At 63.0% G+C, this 6375-nt stretch carries 5 protein-coding genes; 3 read left to right on the top strand and 2 right to left on the bottom strand.

Annotated elements, in window-relative coordinates; translation table 11 throughout:
* On the top strand, window positions 1-224 hold a 224-nt coding region (locus tag GC162_11780; GenBank protein ID MBI1369318.1), incomplete at its 5' end, for a DUF1573 domain-containing protein.
* A gap of 353 nt (window positions 225-577) precedes the next feature.
* Here the strand turns inward: GC162_11780 and GC162_11775 are convergent.
* A complete protein-coding gene (locus tag GC162_11775) occupies window positions 578-3391 on the bottom strand; it encodes a leucine--tRNA ligase (GenBank protein MBI1369317.1) in 2814 nt (937 codons plus the stop codon).
* A gap of 112 nt (window positions 3392-3503) precedes the next feature.
* Window positions 3504-5036: a bifunctional folylpolyglutamate synthase/dihydrofolate synthase gene (locus tag GC162_11770; GenBank protein ID MBI1369316.1), complete on the bottom strand. Its 1533-nt coding sequence runs from the start codon at window positions 5034-5036 to the stop codon at window positions 3504-3506.
* Window positions 5037-5241: 205 nt separating this feature from the next.
* On the opposite strand from GC162_11770, the gene GC162_11765 reads away from it, so the two are divergent.
* A complete protein-coding gene (locus GC162_11765) occupies window positions 5242-5805 on the top strand; it encodes a 3-isopropylmalate dehydratase (protein ID MBI1369315.1) in 564 nt (187 codons plus the stop codon).
* Window positions 5806-5893: 88 nt separating this feature from the next.
* Window positions 5894-6259: a cupin gene (locus tag GC162_11760; protein MBI1369314.1), complete on the top strand. Its 366-nt coding sequence runs from the start codon at window positions 5894-5896 to the stop codon at window positions 6257-6259.
* Window positions 6260-6375 lie beyond the last annotated feature (116 nt).

Genomic DNA, 6375 nt, shown 5'->3' with positions numbered 1-6375 from the left:
GGATTTGCGGCGCCGGGATATGGATGGCGGCGATCAGTGTGACGGCGCCGGCACAGGCGCAGCTCAAATGGCGGGAGCATGAAGTGCGCCTCGAGGCCGCGCCGGCGGACGTGTCGGCGACGGGGAAGTTTCAGTTCACCAACGCCGGCACGACGCCGATCACGATTTCGTCCGTCACCACGTCCTGCGGCTGCACGACGATCAAGGTCAACAAGGATCACTAAGAACACGTGTGAGAGGGCCATGGATCAACGAGCCGCGACCGTCAGGGAGCGGTCGAAACAGGTAACAATGAGCGGCGCCTTGACCGCTCCCTGACGGTCGCGGCTCGTTAAACGCCCCCTTCTCACACACGTTCTGAGAAGCGGAAGAGGCCCACGCTTGGAAAGCGTGGGCTTCGGGGGGGGTGGGTTGGTGCGATGTTGGCGAGGCGCGGCGTTGTTCGACTGATACGGGGGGGGAAGTTGTCTGGAACCAATGTCGAGTCCAATGACTGACTTCGTCCGATGCGGCGGGCGCTCGACTTCGGGGCCGCCCTCACCCCGGCCCTCTCCCGGCGGGAGAGGGGGTTTGATCTTTAATTCGCGACGATGTTCACCAGTTTGCCCGGGACGACGATGACTTTCTTGACCGTCTTGCCGCCGAGTTGGGCGGCGATTTTTTCGTCCGACAGGGCGACGACTTCCACGGCCTTGTTGTCGGCGTTGGCGGGGACGGTGATGCGGCCGCGCACCTTGCCGAGGATCTGCACGACGAGCTCGACCTGATCCTCGACGAGCAGCGCCTCGTCATAGGTCGGCCACGCTTCGGCGCTGAGCGATGACTTGTGCCCCAGCGCGGCCCAGAGTTCCTCCGCGAGGTGCGGCGCGAGCGGCGCGAGCATCAATACGAAGGGTTCGGCGACGGAGCGCGGCAAGGCCGGCTCGCCGACGAGTTCGTTGTTCATTTCGATGAGCGCGGCGATGGCGGTGTTGAAACTGAGGCGCTCCATGTCATCGCTGACGCGTTTGATGGTCTTGTGCGTGAGCCGGGTGAGCTTGTCGGAGGCGGGGGCGTCGGTGACGAGCAGCTTGCCTTCTTCGGTGTAGAAGTTGCGCCAGACGCGTTTGATGAATCGGTTGACGCCGACGATGTCGCGCGTGTTCCAGGGCTTGCTCTGATCCAAGGGGCCCATGTACATCTCGTAGAGCCGCAGCGTGTCGGCCCCGAACTGATCGCACATTTCATCGGGGCTGACGGCGTTCTTGAGCGATTTGCCCATCTTGCCCAGCGAGCGCGTGACGGGTTTGCCTTCGTAGAAGAACTGGCCGTCGCGCTCTTCGACTTTGTCGGCTTCGACGTGGATGCCGCGCTCGTCCTGATAGGCGTAGGCCTGAATATATCCCTGATTGAAGAGCCGGCCGAACGGCTCGGGCGTGCTGACGTAGCCCAGATCGTTGAGCACCTTGTGCCAGAAGCGCGAGTAGAGCAGATGCAGCACGGCATGTTCGGCCCCGCCGACGTACAGGTCAACGCCGTTGGGCTCCATGTAGTACGCCTCGGCCCGCTCGTCGACGAAGCGGTCACCGTTCCTGGGGTCGATGAAGCGCAGGTAGTACCAGCATGAGCCGGCCCACTGGGGCATGGTGTTCAGTTCGCGCGTGTAGCGCACGCCGTCGATCTCGACGTATTTCCACTTGCCCGGCGCGCGGCTGAGCGGCGGCGCGGGCGGGGCTTTGGGATCGTCGCTCGACGTGGGCGAAAAATCGTCCATCTCCGGCAGGGCCACCGGCAGATCCGCCTCATCCACGCAGCGAATCTCGCCGTTGGGCCCGTGCAGAATCGGGAACGGCTCGCCCCAGTAGCGCTGACGGGAAAAGAGCCAATCGCGCAGTTTGTACTGCACCTGCGCCTTGCCGAGTCCCTTGCCGCGCAGCCAGTTGGTGATGCGATGCTTGGCTTCGTTCACCGACAAACCGTTGAGCGAGACTTCGCTGTTTTCGGAGTTGACCGCGACGCCGTCGCCGGTGAACGCTTCCTCGGGGTTGACGTTCGATGCCTCGCCGCCGGGGGCGATGACGATTCGGATCGGCAGGTTGAACGCCTTGGCGAAATCGAAGTCGCGCGTGTCGTGAGCGGGGACGGCCATGATCGCGCCGGTGCCGTAGCCCATCATGACGTAGTCGGCGATCCAGATGGGAATCTGTTCGCCATTGACGGGGTTGACGGCGAATGAGCCGGTGAAGACGCCGGTCTTGGTTTTGGTTTCGACCTGTCGATCGACATCGGTCTTGGCGGCGGCGGCTTTGCGGTAGGCGTCGACGGCGGCGTGTTGTTCCTCGGTGCTGATCGCATCGACGAGCGGATGCTCGGGGGCGAGAACCATGTAGGTCGCGCCGAACAGGGTGTCGGGGCGTGTGGTGAAAACGCGGATGGTGTCGTGGGAGCCGGGGGGACTTAAGTCCCCCCGCCTTGGTTCGATTTCGAAGTCCACCAGCGCGCCTTCGGAGCGGCCGATCCAGTCGCGCTGCATCTTCTTGATGGCTTCGGGCCAGTCGACGAGTTCGAGGTCGCCGGCGAGGCGCTCGGCGTAGGCGGTGATGCGGAGCATCCATTGTCTTAAGGGCCGCTTGTAGACCGGATGATTCCCGCGTTCGGAGCGGCCTTCGTTGGTGACTTCCTCATTGGCGAGGACGGTCCCTAATGCGGGGCACCAGTTGACGGGGACCTCGGCAACGTAGGCGAGGCGATAGTCGGCGAGGACGTCCTCCTGTTCTTCGGGGGACAGTTCGTGCCACTTGCGCGCCCCGATGGCGGGGCCGCCGAGTGTGTCCATCGCGCCGGAGGCGCCGACGTCGATGATGCGGCCGGTCACGTCCACGTCCAGCTCACCGGACTGAAGGCGCGCGACGAGTTCGTCGATGGGCTCGGCCCGCTGGTCGGCTTCGTTGAAGTAGCTTTTGTAGAGCTTGAGGAAGATCCACTGCGTCCACTGGTAGTAGTCGACATCCGTCGTCGAAAGGCAGCGGTCCCAGTCGTAGCTCAGACCGAGGCGCTTGAGCTGGCGGAGCATGTTGTCGATGTTTTTTTTCGTCGTCTCGCGGGGGTGGACGCCGGTCTCGACGGCGTACTGCTCAGCGGGGAGGCCGAAGGCGTCGAAGCCCATCGGGTGCAGGACGGCGAAGCCCTTCATGCGCTTGTATCGCGCGACGATGTCGGTGGCGATGTAGCCGAGGGGATGACCGACGTGCAGGCCCACGCCGGAGGGATAGGGGAACATGTCCAGCACGTAATACTTGGGCTGGCGGGGGTCGAAGTTTTTCGCGCCCGGCTGCGGGGCGGCGAAGGTTTTATGATCGCGCCAGTAGGATTGCCAGCGCTGTTCGATGGCTTTGGGGTCGTAGATGCTCATGGGGGGACAGTATATGACGAGATGGGGTGATGTGGTGAAGTGGTGATGGGGTGATGCAAAAAAACGAGGCGAAGTTTTACATCACCACTTCGCCACATCACCATATGACCACTTAGGCGCCGGTCGGGGTTTTGCCGCGTTTGGCGGCGAGTTCGGCGAGGTATTTTTTGGCTTCGCCGACGAGGTAGAAACTGCCGGTGACGCAGATGAGGTCTTCGCGGCCGACGGCTCGGGCGGCGAGGTTGAAGGCGTCTTCGAGTGTCTTGGCGGTCTGGGACATTTTGCCGGAGACTTCGTTGAAGCGCTGCATGAGTTCGCGGGGTTCGACGGCGCGGGGGTTGGACTTGGCGCGGGTGAAGATGACTTTGTCGGCGCCGAGGTTGATCTGTTCGAGCATGCCGCGGATGTCTTTGTCTTCGCCGCAGCCGAAGATCATGACCAGCGAATCGTACGGGACGTGGGCCCCGATGGACTTGATGAGGGCGGCGATGGAGGCGGCGTTGTGGGCGCCGTCCAGGAGAATGCGCGGCTCTTCCCAGACCTGCTCCATGCGGCCGGGCAGGCGCGTGGCGGCGAGACCGGCGGTGATTTTCTCATCGGTGGTCTTGAAGCCCTTTTCGCGCAGCTTGTCGAGAATGGCGATGGCGATGGAGCAGTTGAGCGCCTGATGCTCGCCCTTCAAGGGGACGGGCAGGTGGTCATAAGTGGCGGTCGGCGTGGTGAGGCAGACGCGCGTGTGCGGGCCGAGCTCGCGGTTGGACTCGAAGCGGTAGGAAAACTCGATGTCCTTGCCGGTCACGATCAGCGGGGCGCCGACTTCCTCGGCGGCGGTCTTGAAGACCTTCATCGCAGCGGGGGTCTGCTCGCAGGTGACGATGGGGATGTTCTTCTTGATGATCCCGGCTTTTTCGGAGGCGATTTCGGTCAGGGTCTTGCCGAGGATGTTGGTGTGATCGATGCTGATCTGCGTGATGCCGCAGATGAGCGGGGTCACCACATTGGTCGAGTCGAGTCGGCCGCCGAGTCCGGTTTCGAGAATGGCCAGATCGACGGCCTGATCGGCGAAGTGGCGGATGCCGACGGCGGTCATGATCTCGAAGAAGGTCGGCGGATCATTGGCGAACTGCCGGGCCTTGGACTTGACGAGCTTGAAGAGCTCGGTGAGGTCGTTGTGGGAGATCATCTGGCCATTGATGGCGATGCGTTCGCGGAGGTCGATGAGATGAGGGCTGGTGTAGGTTCCGATGGTGTAGCCGCTGGCCTGAAGCATGTTGGCGAGCATGGCGACGGTGGAACCCTTGCCCTTGGTGCCGGCGATGTGGACGAACTTGAGGGACTTGTGGGGATTGCCGAGGGCTTTGAGAAGCCGGTGCATGCGGTTGAGATTGAAGGTCGTGGTGTTGTATCGGACGAGGCGCATGCGCTCGTAGTCGGTATGGTCGTAGAGCCAGCGGAGGGCGGTGGAGTAATTGGTGATGGCGGAGCCGGCGGCTGAGCTGGGGGCGTCGGCGGCGGCGGACTTGGCTTTGACGGAGGCGGTTTTGACGCCGGTGGCCTTCTTTTTGGTGGTCCGCCGGGCTGGGCCGACGGAACGCGCACGGGAGGTCGAAGATGTGCTTTGACGTTTGGTTGTGCGAGAAGGCATAGTCAAGCTATGGTAACAAAAACGCAAAATAAGTCAAATTTTGCCCATCACATCGCCGCATCGCGATTTATAACATTTCCCGGCAAAATTGTTGTTATTTTCGGCTCCGCAGGCCCGAACGTTGTTCCGTCTGGCGAGGCGCCGCGGGCCGGCCTATACTGGCGTTCTCACGCGACTTGATCGCATTTTCGTGAAGGATTCGACCATGCAGACGAGCATCCGCGGCAAGGCGTACGTCCTGGGTGATGACATCGACACCGACCAGATCATCCCGGCCGAACATCTGATCTACTCCATGACCGACCCGACCGAGCGCAAGCTCTACGGCAAGTACGCCAACATCGGCGTCCCGGCCGGCCAGCGCGGACTGCCCGATGGCAACATCCCCTTCGTCAAACAGGTCGGCGACAACAGCGTCTCCGAATACCAGATCATCATCGGCGGCAAGAACTTCGGCTGCGGGTCGAGCCGGGAGCACGCTCCGTTCGCACTCGCCGAAGCCGGGTGCAAAGCCGTCGTCGCCGAGTTTTACGCCCGCATCTTCTACCGCAACTGCGTCAACGGCGGGTTCCTCGTGCCCTGCGAAACGACGCAGCGGCTCGTGAGCGAAATCAAGACCGGCGACGACGTGGAGATCAACCTCGCCGACTGCACGCTGACCGATCACACCACGAAAAAGTCGTACAAGCTCAAGGAACTGGGCGACGTGCAGCCGATCATCGCTGCGGGCGGCGTGTTTGAGTACGCCAAGTCGGCGGGGATGTTGTGAGGAAGGGATCGGGGATCGGGGGTTAGGGATCGGGGGGAGAGCCGTTTTGCGACGCCGCTCGCGGCGTGTTTCTTTCATCGAGCGCCGAATGCCCCGACTCATCGAAAAGCCCACCGTCATCGCCGCCGCTGGCAACAAGCCCAAGCGCATCGAGGAATTCGTCGGCCGGGTCAACAGCGGGGACAGCGCCGCGAGCGTGGCGAAGATGACCTCCCCCGCCGGTTGGGTCGAGCCAGGCCAGCGCCCGCAGTTCACCGAAATCACGCTGGTGCTGTCGGGCATGCTCAAAGTCGAGCACGAAGCCGGCGTCATCGAAGTGCGGCCCGGTCAGGCGATCGTCACCGAACCGGGCGAGTGGGTCCGCTACAGCACGCCCGAACCCGACGGCGCTCAGTACGTCGCCATCTGCCTGCCCGCCTTCAGCCCCGACACGGTCCACCGCGACGAGGCGTGACGCTCCACACCTCTCCCTCCGGGAGAGGTCGGCCGAAGGCCGGGTGAGGGGGCGCTCAATCACTGACTTCATTCGACACGAAGCGCGCGCGACTTCGAAGCCACCCTCACCCCAGT

Source organism: Planctomycetota bacterium (genome assembly GCA_016125255.1).
Lineage (GTDB): Bacteria > Planctomycetota > Phycisphaerae > Phycisphaerales > Zrk34 > RI-421.
Note: the sequence above shows the minus strand (reverse complement) of the source record. Positions and strands in the feature narration are given on the sequence as shown.